The sequence below is a fragment of the Mycobacterium persicum genome (assembly GCF_002086915.1).
Taxonomy (GTDB): Bacteria; Actinomycetota; Actinomycetes; order Mycobacteriales; family Mycobacteriaceae; genus Mycobacterium; species Mycobacterium persicum.
The window spans coordinates 4,143,935-4,160,178 of sequence record NZ_MWQA01000001.1 but is presented as its reverse complement, the minus strand read 5'-3'; the positions used below and the strand labels follow the sequence as shown (position 1 = coordinate 4,160,178).

The following is a 16,244-nucleotide window of genomic DNA, read 5'->3' as shown; positions in this document are numbered from 1 at the left end:
CGGCAACGCGCCGGGCCACAGACCCGCGAATTTCCTTAGCCTGATCCGCGTTCGGCCACACAACGGAAGCCGATGTGGGTGGTCGCGGTGTCTTGCGATTGCGGCGACCGGGCCGCCGGCCGGTACCGGTGGCAATACTCCGGCGCACACAAATGGGAGCCGCCCTTGAGCGCCTGGCTGATGGTGGGGTCGGCCGGCCCGACAGGCGCGCAGCACGCCGTCGGAGGCTGATCGGTGCGGTGGTGCGCGGAGAACTCGGTTGCGGTCCATTCCCAGACGTTGCCGATCATGTCGATCAGACCGAAGCCGTTGGGCGGGAAGGTGCCCACCGGCGAGGTCCCAACCCAGCCCAGTGCGCCGTCGTTGCGGTAGGGGAACGTGCCCTGCCAGGTATTGGCCATCAACTGCCCGCCGGGCTTGGCCTCGTCGCCCCAGGCATAGGTGGTCGTGGTTCCCCCACGCGCCGCGTACTCCCATTCGGCCTCGCTCGGCAGCCGCCGCCCCGCCCACCCCGCGTAGGCGGCCGCGTCGGGATAGGCCACCTGCACGACGGGGTGGTCGGGTTTGTCGGCGATATCGCTGTCCGGGCCGAAGGGATGGCGCCAGCTCGCGCCCGGCACCCAATCCCACCACTGCCGCCAGTCACGCAGGTCCACCGGACCCGCGGTCGGACGGAACACCATCGCGCCCGGACACAGGTCGTCGGGGTTTGCCCCCGGATAGAGCGTGGGGTCCAGAGGTTGTTCCGCCACGGTGGTATACCCTGTGGCAGCGATGAATTCGGCAAACTGCGCATTGGTGACCGGGTGGCGCTCGATCGCGAACGCGGGCACGATGACGGTGTGTATCGGCGCTTCCTCGGGGTAGAAGCTCGTCGACCCCATGCGGAACGATCCGCCCGGCAGCTCAACCAGTTCGGTTAACACGGCTTCAGGGTATGGCTCAGGGTATGAGGACAGCGAAGTTCTGCATCAAAGCGGATTTTGCCGAACGGAACCCGGGCACCGCCGCCGGACCCTCCAGGTGGACGGCGACCAGGTAGTTCTTGGTGTTCGTCCAGATGTGAGCGATGCGGTCGGCGAATTCGATCGGGCCGGACGATCCCTGCAGGGTGCCGGTCAACAGCTGGCTGCTGAAGCCGCAGAACGGGACGCCGGCGACCAGGAAATTCAGCCGCCGCATCGACCCTCCCAGGCTGGCGGTGTAGGCCAGGAACGCGCTGTCCGGCTGTCGGTCGGTGGGGGCGATGGTCACTGACGCCGACATGCCGTTGGGGCCGGTCAAAGTCAGCGCCGTAGCCCCGCTGCCGGGGGTCGACGTCCAACCGTCGGGCACGCTGATCGTGATCCTGGGTGCGGCCGGGTCCGAGACACTGGCAAGCGTCGCGCGGCCCTCGCCGGTCAGCGACGGCGAACAGGCGACCGTGTCGGGCGGGACGTGCTCGGGGTGCGTCGTCACGATCCCCGGCACCGGCTCCGCCGGGTCAGGATGTGCGGGCGCGCCCGGCCCACCGCCGCGCTCACCGCAGCCGGCCACGATGCCCGACAGGCATAGCAGCGCCGCTGCGCGCAGCAGCTGTGCCGAGCGGCTAGTCTCGCGAAAACGCAAGGGCGAGTTCTTTTTCCACGTCTTCATACGGTCGTCCGGATAGGTCGATCGTCACTTGGGCAATAGTTCCGCCAGTGAAGGCGAATGGCGCCATGTAGCGGCTGGACACCGCCGAACCGCCGTTGTGTCCGACGGTGATGCCGGCACCTGCCAACCCGAATGTTCCCGGGTGGGTGGTCACATCAGCAAGTCCGCCGACCTCGTGCTGGTCGAAGTACATCGTCAAGTCACCCAGCGGGGTGTGGCTGTTGGGCACGGTTCCCGTCCGCGCGTAGCGCACGCCGAGCAGGTGTCGGCCGAGCGGGATCGGGCCGACCGACGAGAGCACCTGCTGGCGCTCACCGAGGAAGTTGTAGACGTAGTGCAGGCGTCCGTCCTGGATGAACAATACGTGCCCGCCGTGCGCACCGCCCTGCTTGAACAGCACCCCTTCGGCGCCGGTGGTGTCCACCGTCACGTCGGCCACGACGGCGAACGAACGGCCGCGGATTTCGGCGGCGGCTCCGATACCGACGTCAGCGCAGTTGGGATAGTAGATGTAGGTGGATCGTTCGGTGACCAGATAGGGCCGCGACCGCATCATGGTTTCCACGATGTTGAGATCCGACAGTGGCAGACCGTTGTATTTGGCGGCCTCGGAATACCACAGCGCCTTGAGTTCTTCGAGCTTGTCGGGATGCTCGGCAGCGAGGTCATGGCATTGGCTGCGGTCTTTTTCGATGTGGAACAGTTCCCACCGATCGGTGTCGAAATGCGACCAGCCGGCTGGTGTGGCGGCGTGGATGGTGTTGGCGAACCAGCCCTCGTGCCAGATTCCGCGGGTGCCGAGCATGGCGTAGAACTGGGTGTGCTTGCCGGTGTCGACGGCTGGATCGTCCAGGGCGGCTTTGAAACTCACCCCATCCAGGGGCTTCTGGGTGATGCCCTTGACGGTATCCGGCGGGGTCATGCCCAGCAGCTCGTAAACGGTCGGGGTGATATCGGCGACGTTGACGTAATTGTCCCGGACTTCGCCGTGGGCCGTGATCCCGGCCGGCCAGGAGATGATGGCCGTATCGGCGATCCCGCCCTCGTGCGAGGCGTAGCGCTTGAACAGCTTGTAGGGGGTGTTGAAGGCCATCGCCCACCCGATCGGGTAGTGGTTGTAGGTTTGCGGGCCACCCAGGTGGTCGAAGAGCTTCATGCTCTCTTCGACGGTGTCGATATAGCCGTTGAAGAATTTTCCTTCGTTGACCGACCCGTTGGGTCCGCCCTCACCGCTGGCACCGTTGTCGGAGATCACCACGATGATGGTGTTGTCCAGTTGTCCCGATTCCTCGAGGTAGTCCAGGATCCGGCCGATCTGCGCATCGGTGTAGCTCAGGAAGCCGGCGAACACTTCGGCCATCCGGCAAAACAGCTTCTTCTCTTCATCGTTGAGCGAGCCCCACGGCCGCACGGTGTCCTGCAGCGGCCACGACTCGCCTTGGGGCCCCTTCACGTCGAGATATGGGTTGATCGGCGACAATTCGGTGTCCGGCGGGACGATCCCCATCGACTTCTGCCGCTCCAGCACAACCTCGCGATACTGCTCATAGCCCATGTCGAACTTGCCGGCATATTTGTCCGCCCACTCCTTGAAGACGTGGTGCGGCGCATGCCCGGCGCCCGGGCACAGGTAAGTGAACCACGGCTTGTCCGGCGCGATCACCTTGGCATCGCGGATGAATTGGATCGCCTTGTCCGCCAGGTCCTTCGACAGGTGATAGCCGTCCTCTGGGGTGCCGGGTGGGCTGACCGGGTGGTTGTCGTACACCAGGTCGGGATACCACTGGTCGGTCTCGCCGCCCATGAATCCGTAGAAGCGTTCGAATCCCCGAGACGTGGGCCAGTGCCGCTTCGTCGCGGCCATGTTGGCCTCTTCGAGCGGTGTCAGGTGCCACTTGCCCACGCAATAGGTGTTGTAGCCGCCTTCGGCGAGCACCTCCGAAAGAAGGGCGGTATCGGCCGGTATCCGTCCGTTGCAGTTGGGGAAACCGTCGGTGAATTCTTCGATGGTCGCCATGCCGACGGTAGTCGCGTTGCGACCGGTCAGCAGCGACGCCCTCGTTGGCGAACACAACGCGGTGGTGTGGAATTGCGTCAGGCGCACGCCGCGCTCGGCGATGCGCGTCATGGCGGGCATCTCCACCACGCCACCGAAGCAGTCCCAGGTCGCGATGCCGGTGTCGTCCCAGACCAGATACAAGATGTTGGGCGCGTTCTCGGGCGCCGTCGGCGCCGCGTAGGGACCCCAATCCGGTTCCGAGTCACGGATATCCAGCTCGATCTTGCCTTGAAACTCGGTCGACCCCGTCGTCACTGCAACACACCCACTTTCTGTACGCACATTTATCGGCGTCGCGTGGAGATTACCCCGAACAGGGGTGACCCGACCGCACAACGACGCGGCAGTGCACAATTTGGGCGCTTGCCTGATCTTGCGGCCTGCCGTCACCTTACATTGTCAACATAGTATGACAAATTTCGCGAGGCCGGTATCGGGGTCTGGCCGGGCGCTCCGCGGGCCCCGCGACTTTCGGCGGCTTCCCGGCCACCGGCGCCGGTGGTGCGGTCAGTTGAATTCCAACACCAGGTGCCGCAAGCCGTTGCGGCGGTTAGTGCCGATCCATTCCACGGGCCCCGTCAACTGGATTGCTTCGAAGCGCGGGAGCAGTTCCTCGAAAAACAGCCGCAGCTCCATCCGGGCCAGATTTGCGCCCATGCAAGCGTGCACCCCTTGGCCAAAACCGAGGTGCGGGTTGGGCTTTCGGGTGATGTCGAATTCGTTTGGACGGTCGAACACGCTGGGATCGCGGTTGGCCGAGCCCTCCCACACCAACACCTTTTGGCCAGCCTCGATCCAGTGGCCTCCCAAGGTGACGGCGCGAGTGGCCGTGCGCCGCTTCGACGGCGATGGCGATGACCAACGCACCATTTCCTCGATCGCCGACGGCAACAACTTCAAATCCCCGCGCAGTTGCCGCCATTGGTCGGGACGTTCGGCCAGAGCAAGCAGCCCAACCGCAATCGCATTGCGAGTAGTGTCTGAGCCCGCGCTGAACATCGTGTTGAAAAACAAGTGAACCTCGGCGTCCGACAGGAAAGGTTCGGTTGCGTTGGCGACGATAGACAGCAAGTCGTCGGCCGGCTCAGCGCGTTTGCGCGCAATCAGCTCCCGACAGTAGCTGTCCCGCCGTGATTCGGCACCTTCACCAAGCGCCCATGCCATGTACTCCGCTCGGGTTCCGCGAAAATCCAGACCCGCCTCAAACTCCTCCAACAACCAGTGCCGGTCGATCTCCGGAATTCCGCACAAGATGCAGATCGCCTGCATCGGCAGGTCGACAGCGATATCAACCGCGAAGTCCAACGCTACACCGGGCTCGATCCGGTTGAGCAGCCTTCGGGCCCGTTGGCGCAGGTCGTGTTCGATTCGGCGAATCATTCGTGGCCCTAGACCAGAGCTGACCAGCCGCCGGATCGCAGCATGCCGCGGATCATCCATCATGTTGAGCACATGACCGGCGATTGGCAGATCCTGCAACAAGGTGCCACCGAACGGCCGTTGGCCGCCGGCTTCCGATGAGAAGGTCGCTGAGTCACGCAGTACTGCCAGTACCTCGGCATAGGTGGCTACCGACCAGAAGCCTTCACCATCGGGAGTGTGCTCAGTGGGCGAGTGCCAGAACACCGGTGCTTCAGTGCGATGGCTCTCAAATACGTGGTGCGGGAAGCCGTTCGCAAAGGTGTCCGGATTTGTCAGGTCGATTCCGAACAGCGAAGCTACGACAGGACCAGCGGAGCCTGGCGTCATTCTGCTCTCCTCGAATCCGATTTTGGGATTCAATGCCGCCGGGCGGCGTCGCGGGTCTCGACCGGTGCGGGATCTGACCACCTTGGGATATCAGATCCCGCCCGGCCAGTCAGGTTAGATTCACTCGCAGATTTCGTCGGCCTTGCAGATAGGAGCCGAGTAGACGAGCTCGCATTCGGCGAACAGCATCTCGTGGGACATGAAATTTCCTCCTCGTATCGATTCACAGACCTGCCATGCGCGCGCAAGGCGGACATGATGCAGATGTCTTTTCCACCCGAAAATTAGCAACCCACGCCGGCAAACTCTGTCCCATTATGGGCGGATTTACCTGGATCATTGCTTGTCCTACCAGCGGTGGACAAGTGCAGTCCTACATCTGGCAGTGGCCGAGGTGTCCGGCGATTCGCCTCACCACACGCAAACTGTCATGTCCACGAAGAAGCGCCGGGTCAGGCGACGAAAATCGTCTGACCCGGCGCTCCGCAAAGCTCTTTCGGCCGTTACTTGGCCTTCTCGAGGATCTCGACCAGCCGCCAGCGTTTGGTCGCCGACAGCGGACGCGTCTCCATCAGCGAAACGCGGTCGCCGATGCCGGCGATGCTGTTCTCATCGTGCGCCTTGACCTTCTTGGTGGTGCGAATGATCTTGCCGTACAACGGGTGCCGCATGCGGTCTTCCAGCTCGACCACGATGGTCTTCTGCATCTTGTCGCTCACCACGTAGCCGATGCGTGTCTTGCGACGGCCTCGCGGCTTGGGAGCGCTCGGAGTGTGCTTGGGGCCCTTCGCTTTCGAGGGGACATCCTTGGGTGCGGCCTCTTTGGACGCTGCCTTGCGTGGGGCTTTAGCCGCCGCGGGTGCCGCCTTTGCGCCAGTCTTAGCCTCTGCCATCACGATTCCTTACCTTCGGGGCCTTCGGGGCCTTCGGGACCATCGGGACCGGAAGCCAGACCCAGTTCTCGTTCGCGCAGCACCGTATAGACGCGGGCGATTTCCCGACGCACCGTGCGGAGCCGGCGGATGTTGTTGAGCTGGCCGGTCGCCATCTGGAAGCGCAGGTTGAACAACTCTCCCTTGGATTCGCGCAGTCGCTCGGTCAGTTCCTCGTCGGTGAGCTCACGCAGTTCGCCAGGGGAAATTCCCACTGCCATCAGAACTGCTCCTCTCGAGTGATAATGCGTGCCTTGATCGGCAACTTGTGGATCGCACGGGTCAGCGCGGCCCGCGCGATCGCTTCATTGGGGTAGCTGAGTTCGAACAGCACCCGGCCCGGCTTGACGTTGGCCACCCACCACTCCGGGGAGCCCTTGCCCGAACCCATCCGGGTCTCGGCGGGCTTCTTGGTCAACGGGCGGTCCGGAAAGATGTTGATCCACACCTTGCCGCCACGCTTGATGTGCCGGTTGATGGCGATACGGGCCGACTCGATCTGCCGGTTGGTGACATAGGCGTGCTCGAGGGCCTGGATCCCGTAGTCGCCGAAATTCACCGACGTTCCACCGCTGGCGATGCCTCGCTGGCGGGGATGATGCTGCTTGCGGTGCTTGACCTTGCGGGGAATCAGCATGATTCATTCACTCCGTACTCTGCGCTTCGACCGCCGGCGCGGTCTCGTTGCCGGCCCCCGCGGTGCTCTCTTCGCCGCCCGCGGCGCGGCCCGCGTCGGTGCCCGTGGCCGTCGTGCCCGAGGCACCGCTGCGGCGCGGACGGGTGCCCGCCGGCCGTTCGCGGCGCGGCCGTTCGGGGCCCGCGGGGACCGCGGCGGCCAATTCGCGCTTGCCACCGACGATGTCGCCCTTGTAAATCCACACCTTCACGCCGATCCGGCCGAAGGTGGTCTTGGCCTCGTACAGGCCGTAGTCGATGTCCGCGCGCAAGGTATGCAGGGGAACCCGGCCTTCGCGGTAGAACTCCGAGCGGCTCATCTCGGCACCGCCAAGGCGGCCCGAGCACTGCACCCGGATGCCCTTGACGTTGGGCTGACGCATCGCCGACTGGATGGCCTTGCGCATCGCGCGGCGGAACGCCACCCGGTTGCTCAACTGTTCGGCAACCCCCTGGGCCACCAATTGAGCTTGCGACTCGGGGTTTTTCACCTCGAGAATGTTTAGCTGAACCTGCTTTTTGGTCAGCTTCTCCAGATCGGCGCGAATCCGGTCGGCCTCGGTGCCGCGGCGGCCGATGACGATGCCCGGGCGGGCGGTGTGAATGTCCACCCGGACCCGATCGCGGGTCCGCTCGATCTCCACGTCGGCGATACCGGCGCGCTCCAGGCCGCTCGACAGCAGCCGGCGGATCGCGACGTCCTCCTTGACGTACTCGGCGTACTGCTTATCGGCGTACCAGCGCGACTTCCAGTCGGTGGTGATGCCCAGCCGGAAGCCGTGCGGATTGATCTTCTGGCCCACTAGTCTGAGCCTCCCTTCCCAACGGAATTCTCAGATGCAGAAGTCTCAGAAGTCTTTGCGGGTGCTTTCTTGGCGGGCGCTTTGGTCGCCGCTTTCTTGGCCGGTGCTTTGGTCCCCGAAACAGCAGGGGCTTTCTTCGCAGGTGCCTTCGCGGCGGCCTTGCTGCCCTCGGCCCGACGCGCCCTCGACGACTTCGAAGACCGCTCGTCCTTGGCCGGGCGACTCTCCACCACCACGGTGATGTGGCTGGTGCGCCGCCGAATTCGGAACGCACGACCCTGAGCACGCGGACGGATGCGTTTGGCGGTCGGACCCTCGTCGGCATAGACCGTGGCGACCACCAACGTCGTCGGGTCCAGGCCGTTGTTGTTCTGCGCGTTGGCGGCGGCACTGGCGATCACCTTGGCCACCGGCTCACTGGCGGCCTGCGGCGCCCAGCGCAGGATGTCGAGTGCATCCGATACCGAGCGGCCCCGAACCAGATCGATGACCCGGCGCGCCTTTCTCGGCGATACCCGCACAAACCGTGCCTTGGCGACGGCCGACGGATATTCAGTGGTGGTAGTCATCGCCGCTTACTCTTCCGGTCGTCCTTGATGTGTCCCTTGAAGGTGCGCGTCGGCGCGAATTCACCGAGCTTGTGACCCACCATCGCCTCGGTGACGAACACCGGGACATGCTTGCGGCCGTCGTGTACCGCGAAGGTGTGGCCGATGAAGTCGGGGATGATGGTCGAACGCCGCGACCAGGTCTTGATGACCTGCTTGGTGTTCTTCTCGTTCTGTACGTCGACCTTCTTGAGCAGATGGTCGTCGACGAACGGGCCCTTCTTCAGGCTGCGTGGCATAGTTGGCTACTCCTGAAACTTCCTGGGTCTAATTTGCCCGCGCGCATCGTCGCCAGGCTAGCGGCCATGCTTCTTGCCGGTGCGCCGGCGGCGGACGATGAGTTTGTTGCTTTGCTTGTTCGGATGGCGGGTGCGCCCTTCCTTCTTGCCCCAGGGGCTGACCGGGTGACGGCCACCGGAGGTCTTACCCTCGCCACCACCGTGCGGGTGGTCGACGGGGTTCATCACCACGCCACGGACCGACGGGCGCTTGCCCTTCCATCGCATCCGACCGGCCTTGCCCCAGTTGATGTTCGCTTGCTCGGCATTGCCCACCTCGCCGACCGTCGCGCGGCAGCGGACGTCGACCCGGCGGATTTCGCCACTGGGCATCCGCAGCGACGCGTAACTGGCTTCCTTGCCGAGCAACTGGATACTCGACCCGGCCGAGCGCGCAAGCTTGGCCCCGCCGCCGGGCCGCAACTCCACCGCGTGGACCAAGGTGCCGGCCGGGATGTTGCGCAGCGGAAGGTTGTTACCGGGCTTGATGTCGGCATTGGGACCCGATTCCACCACGTCGCCCTGCGTAAGCCCGTTGGGCGCAATGATATAGCGCTTTTCGCCGTCGAGATAATGCAGCAGTGCGATCCTTGCGGTGCGGTTCGGGTCGTACTCGATGTGCGCGACCTTGGCGTTGACCCCGTCCTTGTCGTTACGACGGAAGTCGATGAGCCGGTAGGCGCGCTTGTGACCGCCGCCCTTGTGGCGCGTGGTGATCCGGCCGTGCGCGTTGCGGCCGCCGTGGCCGTGCAACGGACGCACCAGTGACTTCTCCGGCGTGGACCGGGTGATCTCGGCGAAATCCGACACACTGGCGCCGCGGCGGCCCGGCGTCGTCGGCTTGTATTTGCGAATTGCCATGTCTAATCAGGTCTTTCTCTCGCGCGCGGCTAGGCCGGTGCTCCGAACAGGTCAATCGGCTTGCTGCCCGGCGCCAGGGTCACGATGGCGCGCTTGGTGTTCTTGCGCCTGCCGTATCCGGTACGGGTGCGCTTGCGCTTGCCCGGCCGGTTGGCGGTGTTCACCGATGCGACCTTGACCGCGAAGATTTTCTCGATAGCGATCTTGATCTGCGTCTTGTTGGAATCGGGATGCACTACGAACGTGTAGACGTTGTCGTCGAGCAACCCGTAGGACTTCTCCGAGATCACCGGGGCCAGGATGATGTCGCGGGGGTCGGCGATGGTCGCCATCAGGCCGAAACCTCCTCGGGAGTGTTGGCGGCTGTATTAGCGGCTATGTAGGCGTTGAGCGCCGCGACGCTGAAAACCACGTCGTCGGCGCGCAGCACGTCGTAGGTGTTGAGTTGATCGGGCGACAGGACGTGCACACCGGGCAGGTTGCGGACGCTCTTGGCCGCCGTCTCGTCGTCGCGCCCGATGACCACCAGCAGCTGCCTGCGGTCGGTCAGCGTCGCCAGAAATGTCTTGGCGCTCTTGGTAGAGGGGGTTTGGCCGGCAACCAACTCGGTGACCGCGTGGATGCGCCCGTTGCGCGCGCGGTCCGACAACGCGCCCCGCAACGCGGCGGCGATCATCTTCTTGGGGGTGCGCTGGCTGTAGTCACGAGGCTTGGGACCGTGCACCACGCCCCCGCCGGTGAATTGCGGGGCCCGCGTCGACCCCTGCCGGGCTCGACCGGTGCCCTTCTGCCGGTACGGCTTCCGACCACCGCCGCTGACATCGCCGCGTGTCTTCGTCGAGTGTGTGCCCTGGCGGGCCGCCGCCCGCTGCGCGGTGACCACCTGGTGCATCAACGCGATGTTGGCCGGTACGTCGAACAACTCGGCCGGCAGCTCGATGGAGCCTTCGACTTCGCCGGCCGGCGTCTTGACGTCAATCTTGAGGGTGGTGGCAGCCATTACTTTTCACCTCGTTTGATCGCGCTGCGGACCATCACGAGTCCGCCGGTGCGGCCGGGAACCGCACCCTTGATCAACAGCACGCCATTTTCGGCATCGACCTTGTGCACCAACAGGTTCTGCACGGTTACCCGGTCATTGCCCATCCGGCCGGCCATCCGGGTGCCCTTGAACACCCGCGCCGGGGTGGCGCAACCGCCGATGGAGCCGGGACGCCGGTGCACCGCCTGGGCACCGTGAGCAGCTCCCTGACCGCGGAAGCCGTGCCGCTTCATGGTGCCGGCGAAGCCTTTGCCCTTGGAGGTCCCGGTCACATCCACGTAGCTGCCGTCGGCGAAGATCTCGGCCGTCAGCTCCTGGCCGACCTCGTATTCGGCCACCGCGTCCGGGTCATCGAGGCGCAGCTCGGCCAGGTGCCGCCGCGGATTGACGCCCGCGGCGGTGTACTGACCGCTCAGCGGCTTGGTGACCTTGCGGGGACTGATTTCGCCGTAGGCCAGCTGCACGGCGCTGTAGCCGTCGCGCTCCGGCGTGCGGATGCGCGTCACGACGTTCGGGCCCGCCTTGACCACTGTCACCGGTACGACCCTGTTGTTCTCGTCGAATACCTGCGTCATGCCCAGCTTGGTACCGAGAATGCCCTTTCGTGCCATTGCTCTGCAGACTCCTACTGGATGTTGACGTCGACGCTGGCCGGAAGATCGATGCGCATGAGTGCGTCAACCGTCTTCGGGGTCGGGTCGAGAATGTCGATCAACCGCTTGTGGGTGCGCATCTCGAAGTGCTCCCGCGAGTCCTTGTACTTATGCGGGGAGCGGATGACGCAATACACGTTCTTCTCGGTCGGCAGTGGCACCGGACCTACGACGCTGGCACCCGTGCGGACGACGGTCTCGACGATCTTGCGCGCCGAAGCGTCGATAGCCTCATGGTCGTAGGCCTTGAGCCTGATGCGGATCTTCTGTCCCGCCACGCTTCTCCTACCTCACTCCAATACTTCAGGCCCGGGTCCGGACCTGGTGCCGCCAGCCCGCCGATCGACGCCGGCCGATCCCGGGTCGAACTAGCGTGCGCCGGATACTGCGCCGCTGTTTACCTGTCGTGGTCCACCGACCCCCGCGGTCGGGCGTGTCGCCCGCACGCAGCCTTGTAGGCGCCGAAATCGGTCGCGCTCCAAGGATGGGGCCGGACGCGCCCGTGTGGGCGCCGGTCGTGTGCCTGGCCAGGCGCAAACCTGGCGCAAGGCAACCTGAACAGTATGCCCCAGATCACCGCTTCGGCCAAATCCCGGGTCATCGGCATCGGTGGGCCGCCGGCGGTGTCCGCCGGGCGGTCCACGATCATCGCCGGCAGCGACCCCACCAGGGCTTTTGGTTTGTTCCACCGGGCGGTGGCGGCCAAGCCTACGCTCTCATCCCGTGATCGGGCCGGATTTGGGGGCACCTGACGCCGCGCAACCGATGGTCGACTGGATCAACGGCGCCCCGCCGGGCGAATTAGCCGCCGAACTGATGGCGGCCTTCGACCCGAACATGCCCAGCGATGCGCCGGCCCTGGCGTTGTCGGAGTTCACCGACTGGATGTTCCGCGGCTTCCCGAGGCGCCGCGGCCTCATTGTGCCGGCCAGACCGGTGCTGGAACCGATGCTGGAAGCCATTCAGCTGTTGGAGCACTCCGAATTGATTCTGGCGCGCTGGATCATCAATAACGAGCTCAGGTGGAGCGCTACCCGCCTGGGCTTGGCCACACTGGCCGAAGGCAAAGCCGCGGTCAGGCAGCGGATCAAGGATCGGACCGGCCGGTAACGCAGCTCAAATCCGTTGAGCGGGATGAAGATCCGTCCGTTGACTCATGCCGATTCGATGTTGGTGGCCGCCACCGCTCCACCCCGCCGGCGCTGGACGAACAGAAAGCCGTCGACTGCTGCCCGCGCGCATTCCCGATAGTCGAAGTCCGGCAGGGTGCTCAACCGTCCCAGCACCAGGGGGCCGATCAACAGGGCGATCGCGCGGGACCGGTCGATCTCGCCCAATTCGGCCGCCTCCGGGCTGTCGAAAATCGCGTCGAATGGCGCCGCATACTGCTGGGCGATGCGTTCGCGCAAGGTGGCAAGCGCAGTGCTGTCACCGCTATGGGCGTGCCGCGCTTCCGGCAGTTGTTCAAGATCGCCGCCCAGCGCGACCCAGGCCATCGCGGTCAGCATGCCCGGCGCTTCGGCAATCAGCTCGGCCTGAGCCTGTAACAACGCGATGAGCCGATCCCGCAGCGAACCTTCCGAAGGCGGCATGGGCGCCGGCGGTATCAGGCTGTTGAACGTCGCGGCCAGCAGGTCGTTCCCACTGGCGAAGTGGCGGTACAGCGTGGCTCTGGCAACGTTGGCGCCACGGGTGACCGCCTCCACGGTCACCGCCTTCGGCCCGCCGGACCGCAGCAACGCAGTGGCGGCTTCCAGTAACCGAGCCCGAGACCGCTCCGGGCGGGGATCAACGCTACTGCCGGCGATCTGCACTACCTCCGTTTAAGAACGAGACTATCCGTCTATATGCAAGACCGTTAGTCTCGGCAAGTACTCGCCGCCGGAAGGAGGCGTGCAGCATGGTGAACACCCTCGTCCGGCCTCATCAGCGTACCGACGGGATGCCGTCGGGCACCTCCCATCGCGCTCGAATCTGGACCCTGACGGTGGCCTGCACGGGCGTGTCGCTCGTCGTCGCGTCGATGGTCGCGTTGAACACGGCACTGGGCGACCTTGCGGTGGCGACCTCGGCGACGCAGTCTCAGCTGACCTGGGTGGTCGACGGTTACACCGTCGCGCTGGCCTGCCTGCTGCTACCGGCCGGGGCCATCGGCGACCGTTACGGGCGACGAGGCGCGCTGTTGTTCGGTCTGACCGTCTTCTCGGTGGCCTCGGTGGCGCCGGCGATCTTCGACACCCCGCTGCAGATCATCGTGGCCCGGGCGGTCGCCGGGACCGGAGCGGCGTTCGTGATGCCCGCGACGCTCTCCCTGCTGACCGTTGCCTATCCGAAAGAAGAGCGGATGAAGGCCGTCGGGATCTGGGCCGGAGTCGCCGGCTCGGGCGGGGTGCTGGGCATGTTCGGTTCCGGCATCCTGCTCAGCTTCTGGGATTGGAAGTCGATCTTCTGGGCGCTCGGGGCCGCCGGCGCGTTGGTCTTTGCGCTGACGTGCTCCGTCGCGTCGTCACGCGAACCCGATGCGCCGCGAGTCGACTGGCTGGGTGCCGTACTGATCGGCGCCGCCGTCGCGGTGTCGGTATTCGGTATCTTGCAAGCACCCCAGCGCGGCTGGGGCGACGCCGTCGTCGTCGGCGGCCTTGTCGTCGGAGCGGTTCTTGCCGGGGCGTTCGGTGTCGTCGAATTCCGGCGCCGGCAGCCGCTTCTCGACGTGCGGCTGTTCGCCGATCCCGGATTTGCCACCGGGGTGGGAACCATCGTCATGCTGTTCGGGGCGACCTTCGGCTTCTTCTACCTCGGCATGCAATACGTCCAGCAGATCATGGGCTACTCCGCTCTGATGACGGCGGTCGCCTTCGGCCCGTTCATGGTGCCGCTGGGCATCTTGTCGGCACTGTCGTTCTGGTACGTCCCGAAACTCGGTCTGCGGCTGGTGTTGCTGGTGGGCATGCTGGTGATGTCGGTGGGCTTCCTGTGCATGCGCGGGCTGTCGGTGGACTCATCGTATTTCGACCTGGCCTGGCCCGCGTTGATACTCAGCGCGGGCATCGGGTTATGCACGGCACCGACGACTTCGGCGATCATGGCGGCCGTTCCCGACGAAAAGCAAGGCGTGGCATCGGCGGTCAACGACACCACCAGGGAGGTGGGCGGAGCGTTGGGAATCGCGGTGGCCGGCTCGATACTGGCCGGACGCCGCGCCCAAGAGCTGGCGACGAGTTTGTCGGCCTTCCCACCGGCCGTCCGCGGCGCGGCGACCGATTCGCTGGCCCAGGCCGTGGAGGTAGCCAATCGGCTTGGGCCCCAGGGAAAGCAGCTTGCCGACGTCAGCAAGGCGGCGTTCCTGACCGCCATGCACGCCTCGACGCTGGTGATGGCCGTGATTGTGGCCATCGCAGCGGTGCTGATCGGATTGTGGGCACCCGGCCGAGATGGCCGGCAACTGGGGCCGATCCGCCGGGTCGTCGCACCCGCGCCGGCAACGGCAGGACGGCACCGAGCCTGACGCTCATACGACGAATTCGGCCGCCCGATGCCCCAACATCACAATGGTGGCATGCGGACCGCGGCTGGTGATCACCGGCAGCACGGAGCCGTCGATCACCCATAGATTTTCGATACCGTACACCCGGCACCGGACGTCGACGACGCCCCCGGGGTCACCGTCAACCCCCATGGGGGCACTGCCACACAGATGTTGTGACGTGGACCACGCGACTTGCCCGACATCCGTTGCCGCACCCGCTATTTCGCGGGCTAGATCGACGCCCCGCCGCAGCGCGGCGACGTCGGCCGGCTCGCTGTCGTATCGATGCTCGATCCGCGGCGGCACGTCGGGATCCGCCGAGAGCAGCGTGATCCGACCACGGGCCCGCGGCCGCATGAGCGCCACCCCGATATGCGGCCAATCAGGCTGTCCCCCAAGGCCATTACCGGTCATAGCCACGAAACCACCGGTATAGGGCCTGATCTCGAGGTCGTCTGCGGTGTGCAGCACCACCTCCAGCACCGGCCGTTCGGGAGCAACGACCCACGTCGTGGGGAGCACCCATTCCGGGTGGTCGCTGCAACTCATTCCGACCGGCAGCGCCGCCACCACCGGAACGCCGACCGCACGAAGCATCGCCTCGTCACCGACCCCGGACAGCATCAGCAGATGTGCCGACTCAATCGCACCGGCGCACAGAACAATTCGGTTGGCCGCCAGAGTGATCGGCCCGGATGGGCCAACCGCGTCGACACCGACGGCTCTGGCGCCGGAGAAGCGCAATCGCAATGCCCGGGTCTGTTCCAGCAGTGTCAGGTTTGGTCGGCGCAGCGCGGGCAGCAGATACCCGGCGCCGGACCCGGTCCGGACACCGTCCACGATGTTCAGCGGGACCGCGCCCACCCCCGAGACACTCGACGGACCAACGTCGTTGAGGTCGTCGATCCAGGGGAACCCGGCGCGCTCGGCGGCACTGATGAAGCGCTGGGTGATGCCGGTGATCTCGTGCGTTCGCCGAACCAGGATGGGGCCGTCGCCACCGTGCGCGGACGTACTGAAGTCCAGATCTGTCTCAATGGCCCGGAAGTGTTCGAGTACGTCGGGCCATGCCCAGCCGGGTAGCGCAGCGCGATCGAAATCCTGTGGTAGTCCGCGGCAGAAGTAGCCGCCGTTGATTGCACCGCAACCACCGAGGGTCGCTCCGCGCACGATCGCCAGTCGGCGAATCGGCCGGTCGGTGAGCTGGGTCTGGTATCGCCGGACCAGCGGACTGCCCACGCCGATCGGGAGGCGAAACCCATTGGAGGTTTGCGCCAGCAACTGCGGATCGGCGAGGCCGGGGCCCGTCTCGAGGACGGTCACGACACAGCGGGGATCGGCAGAAAGGCGGGCGGCCACCACCGATCCGGCGCTGCCCGCGCCGACGATCAACACGTCGCTGTGCCCGGCGGCAGCAGTCAAG

Annotated in this window: 20 protein-coding genes; 3 read left to right on the top strand and 17 right to left on the bottom strand. The window is 65.4% G+C overall.

The window, feature by feature from the left end:
* Nucleotides 1–35: 35 nt before the first annotated feature.
* From B4U45_RS19070 to rpsJ, 15 genes are all read right to left on the bottom strand, one after another.
* Nucleotides 36–926: a formylglycine-generating enzyme family protein gene (locus B4U45_RS19070; protein ID WP_075547043.1), complete on the bottom strand. Its 891-nt coding sequence runs from the start codon at nucleotides 924–926 to the stop codon at nucleotides 36–38.
* Nucleotides 927–942: 16 nt separating this feature from the next.
* Nucleotides 943–1,608 carry a hypothetical protein gene (locus tag B4U45_RS29445; protein WP_240316574.1) on the bottom strand — a complete coding sequence of 222 codons (666 nt, stop codon included), beginning with the start codon at nucleotides 1,606–1,608 and terminating at the stop codon, nucleotides 943–945.
* Nucleotides 1,589–3,949, bottom strand: a complete 2,361-nt coding sequence (locus tag B4U45_RS19060) for an arylsulfatase (RefSeq protein ID WP_075547042.1) — start codon at nucleotides 3,947–3,949, stop codon at nucleotides 1,589–1,591. The genes B4U45_RS29445 and B4U45_RS19060 overlap by 20 nt, the downstream gene beginning before the upstream one ends.
* 252 nt (nucleotides 3,950–4,201) lie before the next feature.
* On the bottom strand, nucleotides 4,202–5,443 hold the full coding sequence (locus B4U45_RS19055) for a cytochrome P450 (RefSeq protein WP_075547041.1): 1,242 nt from the start codon (nucleotides 5,441–5,443) through the stop codon (nucleotides 4,202–4,204).
* Between the two features lie 503 nt (nucleotides 5,444–5,946).
* Nucleotides 5,947–6,339 carry a 30S ribosomal protein S17 gene (gene rpsQ, locus B4U45_RS19050; RefSeq protein ID WP_089024958.1) on the bottom strand — a complete coding sequence of 131 codons (393 nt, stop codon included), beginning with the start codon at nucleotides 6,337–6,339 and terminating at the stop codon, nucleotides 5,947–5,949.
* On the bottom strand, nucleotides 6,336–6,596 hold the full coding sequence (gene rpmC, locus B4U45_RS19045) for a 50S ribosomal protein L29 (RefSeq protein WP_075547039.1): 261 nt from the start codon (nucleotides 6,594–6,596) through the stop codon (nucleotides 6,336–6,338). The genes rpsQ and rpmC overlap by 4 nt, the downstream gene beginning before the upstream one ends.
* The gene (gene rplP, locus B4U45_RS19040; protein WP_011739064.1) at nucleotides 6,596–7,012 is read right to left on the bottom strand and encodes a 50S ribosomal protein L16; all 417 of its coding nucleotides are present in this window, start codon (nucleotides 7,010–7,012) and stop codon (nucleotides 6,596–6,598) included. Before rplP ends, rpmC begins: the two co-directional genes overlap by 1 nt.
* Nucleotides 7,013–7,019: 7 nt before the next feature.
* A complete protein-coding gene (gene rpsC / locus B4U45_RS19035; RefSeq protein WP_075547038.1) occupies nucleotides 7,020–7,853 on the bottom strand; it encodes a 30S ribosomal protein S3 in 834 nt (277 codons plus the stop codon).
* A complete protein-coding gene (gene rplV / locus B4U45_RS19030; RefSeq protein WP_075547037.1) occupies nucleotides 7,853–8,422 on the bottom strand; it encodes a 50S ribosomal protein L22 in 570 nt (189 codons plus the stop codon). The genes rpsC and rplV overlap by 1 nt, the downstream gene beginning before the upstream one ends.
* A complete protein-coding gene (rpsS, locus tag B4U45_RS19025) occupies nucleotides 8,419–8,700 on the bottom strand; it encodes a 30S ribosomal protein S19 (RefSeq protein WP_003892827.1) in 282 nt (93 codons plus the stop codon). The genes rplV and rpsS overlap by 4 nt, the downstream gene beginning before the upstream one ends.
* A 57-nt stretch (nucleotides 8,701–8,757) precedes the next feature.
* On the bottom strand, nucleotides 8,758–9,600 hold the full coding sequence (rplB, locus tag B4U45_RS19020; RefSeq protein ID WP_075547036.1) for a 50S ribosomal protein L2: 843 nt from the start codon (nucleotides 9,598–9,600) through the stop codon (nucleotides 8,758–8,760).
* A 29-nt stretch (nucleotides 9,601–9,629) separates the two neighbouring features.
* Complete coding sequence (rplW, locus tag B4U45_RS19015; protein WP_023370924.1) at nucleotides 9,630–9,932, bottom strand: 50S ribosomal protein L23; 303 nt, start codon at nucleotides 9,930–9,932, stop codon at nucleotides 9,630–9,632.
* On the bottom strand, nucleotides 9,932–10,600 hold the full coding sequence (gene rplD / locus B4U45_RS19010) for a 50S ribosomal protein L4 (RefSeq protein WP_075547035.1): 669 nt from the start codon (nucleotides 10,598–10,600) through the stop codon (nucleotides 9,932–9,934). Before rplD ends, rplW begins: the two co-directional genes overlap by 1 nt.
* Nucleotides 10,600–11,253 carry a 50S ribosomal protein L3 gene (gene rplC / locus B4U45_RS19005; RefSeq protein ID WP_075547034.1) on the bottom strand — a complete coding sequence of 218 codons (654 nt, stop codon included), beginning with the start codon at nucleotides 11,251–11,253 and terminating at the stop codon, nucleotides 10,600–10,602. Before rplC ends, rplD begins: the two co-directional genes overlap by 1 nt.
* A 14-nt stretch (nucleotides 11,254–11,267) precedes the next feature.
* A complete protein-coding gene (gene rpsJ, locus B4U45_RS19000; RefSeq protein ID WP_003873519.1) occupies nucleotides 11,268–11,573 on the bottom strand; it encodes a 30S ribosomal protein S10 in 306 nt (101 codons plus the stop codon).
* A 285-nt stretch (nucleotides 11,574–11,858) separates the two neighbouring features.
* Here rpsJ and B4U45_RS18995 point away from each other — a divergent pair, with 285 nt between their 5' ends.
* Both B4U45_RS18995 and B4U45_RS18990 read left to right on the top strand, forming a co-directional pair.
* Nucleotides 11,859–12,047, top strand: a complete 189-nt coding sequence (locus B4U45_RS18995) for a hypothetical protein (protein ID WP_075547033.1) — start codon at nucleotides 11,859–11,861, stop codon at nucleotides 12,045–12,047.
* Entirely contained in the window at nucleotides 12,019–12,405 is a 387-nt protein-coding gene (locus B4U45_RS18990) for a hypothetical protein (RefSeq protein ID WP_131808291.1), read from the top strand. The genes B4U45_RS18995 and B4U45_RS18990 overlap by 29 nt, the downstream gene beginning before the upstream one ends.
* 44 nt (nucleotides 12,406–12,449) lie before the next feature.
* On the opposite strand, the gene B4U45_RS18985 is transcribed toward B4U45_RS18990, so the two are convergent.
* A complete protein-coding gene (locus B4U45_RS18985; protein ID WP_075547159.1) occupies nucleotides 12,450–13,052 on the bottom strand; it encodes a TetR/AcrR family transcriptional regulator in 603 nt (200 codons plus the stop codon).
* 143 nt (nucleotides 13,053–13,195) lie between these two features.
* Here B4U45_RS18985 and B4U45_RS18980 point away from each other — a divergent pair, with 143 nt between their 5' ends.
* Entirely contained in the window at nucleotides 13,196–14,800 is a 1,605-nt protein-coding gene (locus B4U45_RS18980) for an MFS transporter (protein WP_075547031.1), read from the top strand.
* 3 nt (nucleotides 14,801–14,803) lie between these two features.
* Here B4U45_RS18980 and mftG read toward each other — a convergent pair whose 3' ends face one another.
* Nucleotides 14,804–16,243, bottom strand: a complete 1,440-nt coding sequence (mftG, locus tag B4U45_RS18975) for a mycofactocin dehydrogenase MftG (RefSeq protein WP_075547030.1) — start codon at nucleotides 16,241–16,243, stop codon at nucleotides 14,804–14,806.
* Nucleotide 16,244: the final 1 nt, after the last annotated feature.

Coding starts and splice junctions, on each gene's coding strand:
- B4U45_RS19055 (WP_075547041.1), bottom strand. CDS start 5,443: ATGACGCCAGGCTCCGCTGGTCCTGTCGTAGCTTCGCTGTTCGGAATC.
- rpmC (WP_075547039.1), bottom strand. CDS start 6,596: ATGGCAGTGGGAATTTCCCCTGGCGAACTGCGTGAGCTCACCGACGAG.
- rplP (WP_011739064.1), bottom strand. CDS start 7,012: ATGCTGATTCCCCGCAAGGTCAAGCACCGCAAGCAGCATCATCCCCGC.
- rplV (WP_075547037.1), bottom strand. CDS start 8,422: ATGACTACCACCACTGAATATCCGTCGGCCGTCGCCAAGGCACGGTTT.
- rpsS (WP_003892827.1), bottom strand. CDS start 8,700: ATGCCACGCAGCCTGAAGAAGGGCCCGTTCGTCGACGACCATCTGCTC.
- rplB (WP_075547036.1), bottom strand. CDS start 9,600: ATGGCAATTCGCAAATACAAGCCGACGACGCCGGGCCGCCGCGGCGCC.
- rplW (WP_023370924.1), bottom strand. CDS start 9,932: ATGGCGACCATCGCCGACCCCCGCGACATCATCCTGGCCCCGGTGATC.
- rplD (WP_075547035.1), bottom strand. CDS start 10,600: ATGGCTGCCACCACCCTCAAGATTGACGTCAAGACGCCGGCCGGCGAA.
- rplC (WP_075547034.1), bottom strand. CDS start 11,253: ATGGCACGAAAGGGCATTCTCGGTACCAAGCTGGGCATGACGCAGGTA.
- B4U45_RS18995 (WP_075547033.1), top strand. CDS start 11,859: ATGCCCCAGATCACCGCTTCGGCCAAATCCCGGGTCATCGGCATCGGT.
- B4U45_RS18980 (WP_075547031.1), top strand. CDS start 13,196: ATGGTGAACACCCTCGTCCGGCCTCATCAGCGTACCGACGGGATGCCG.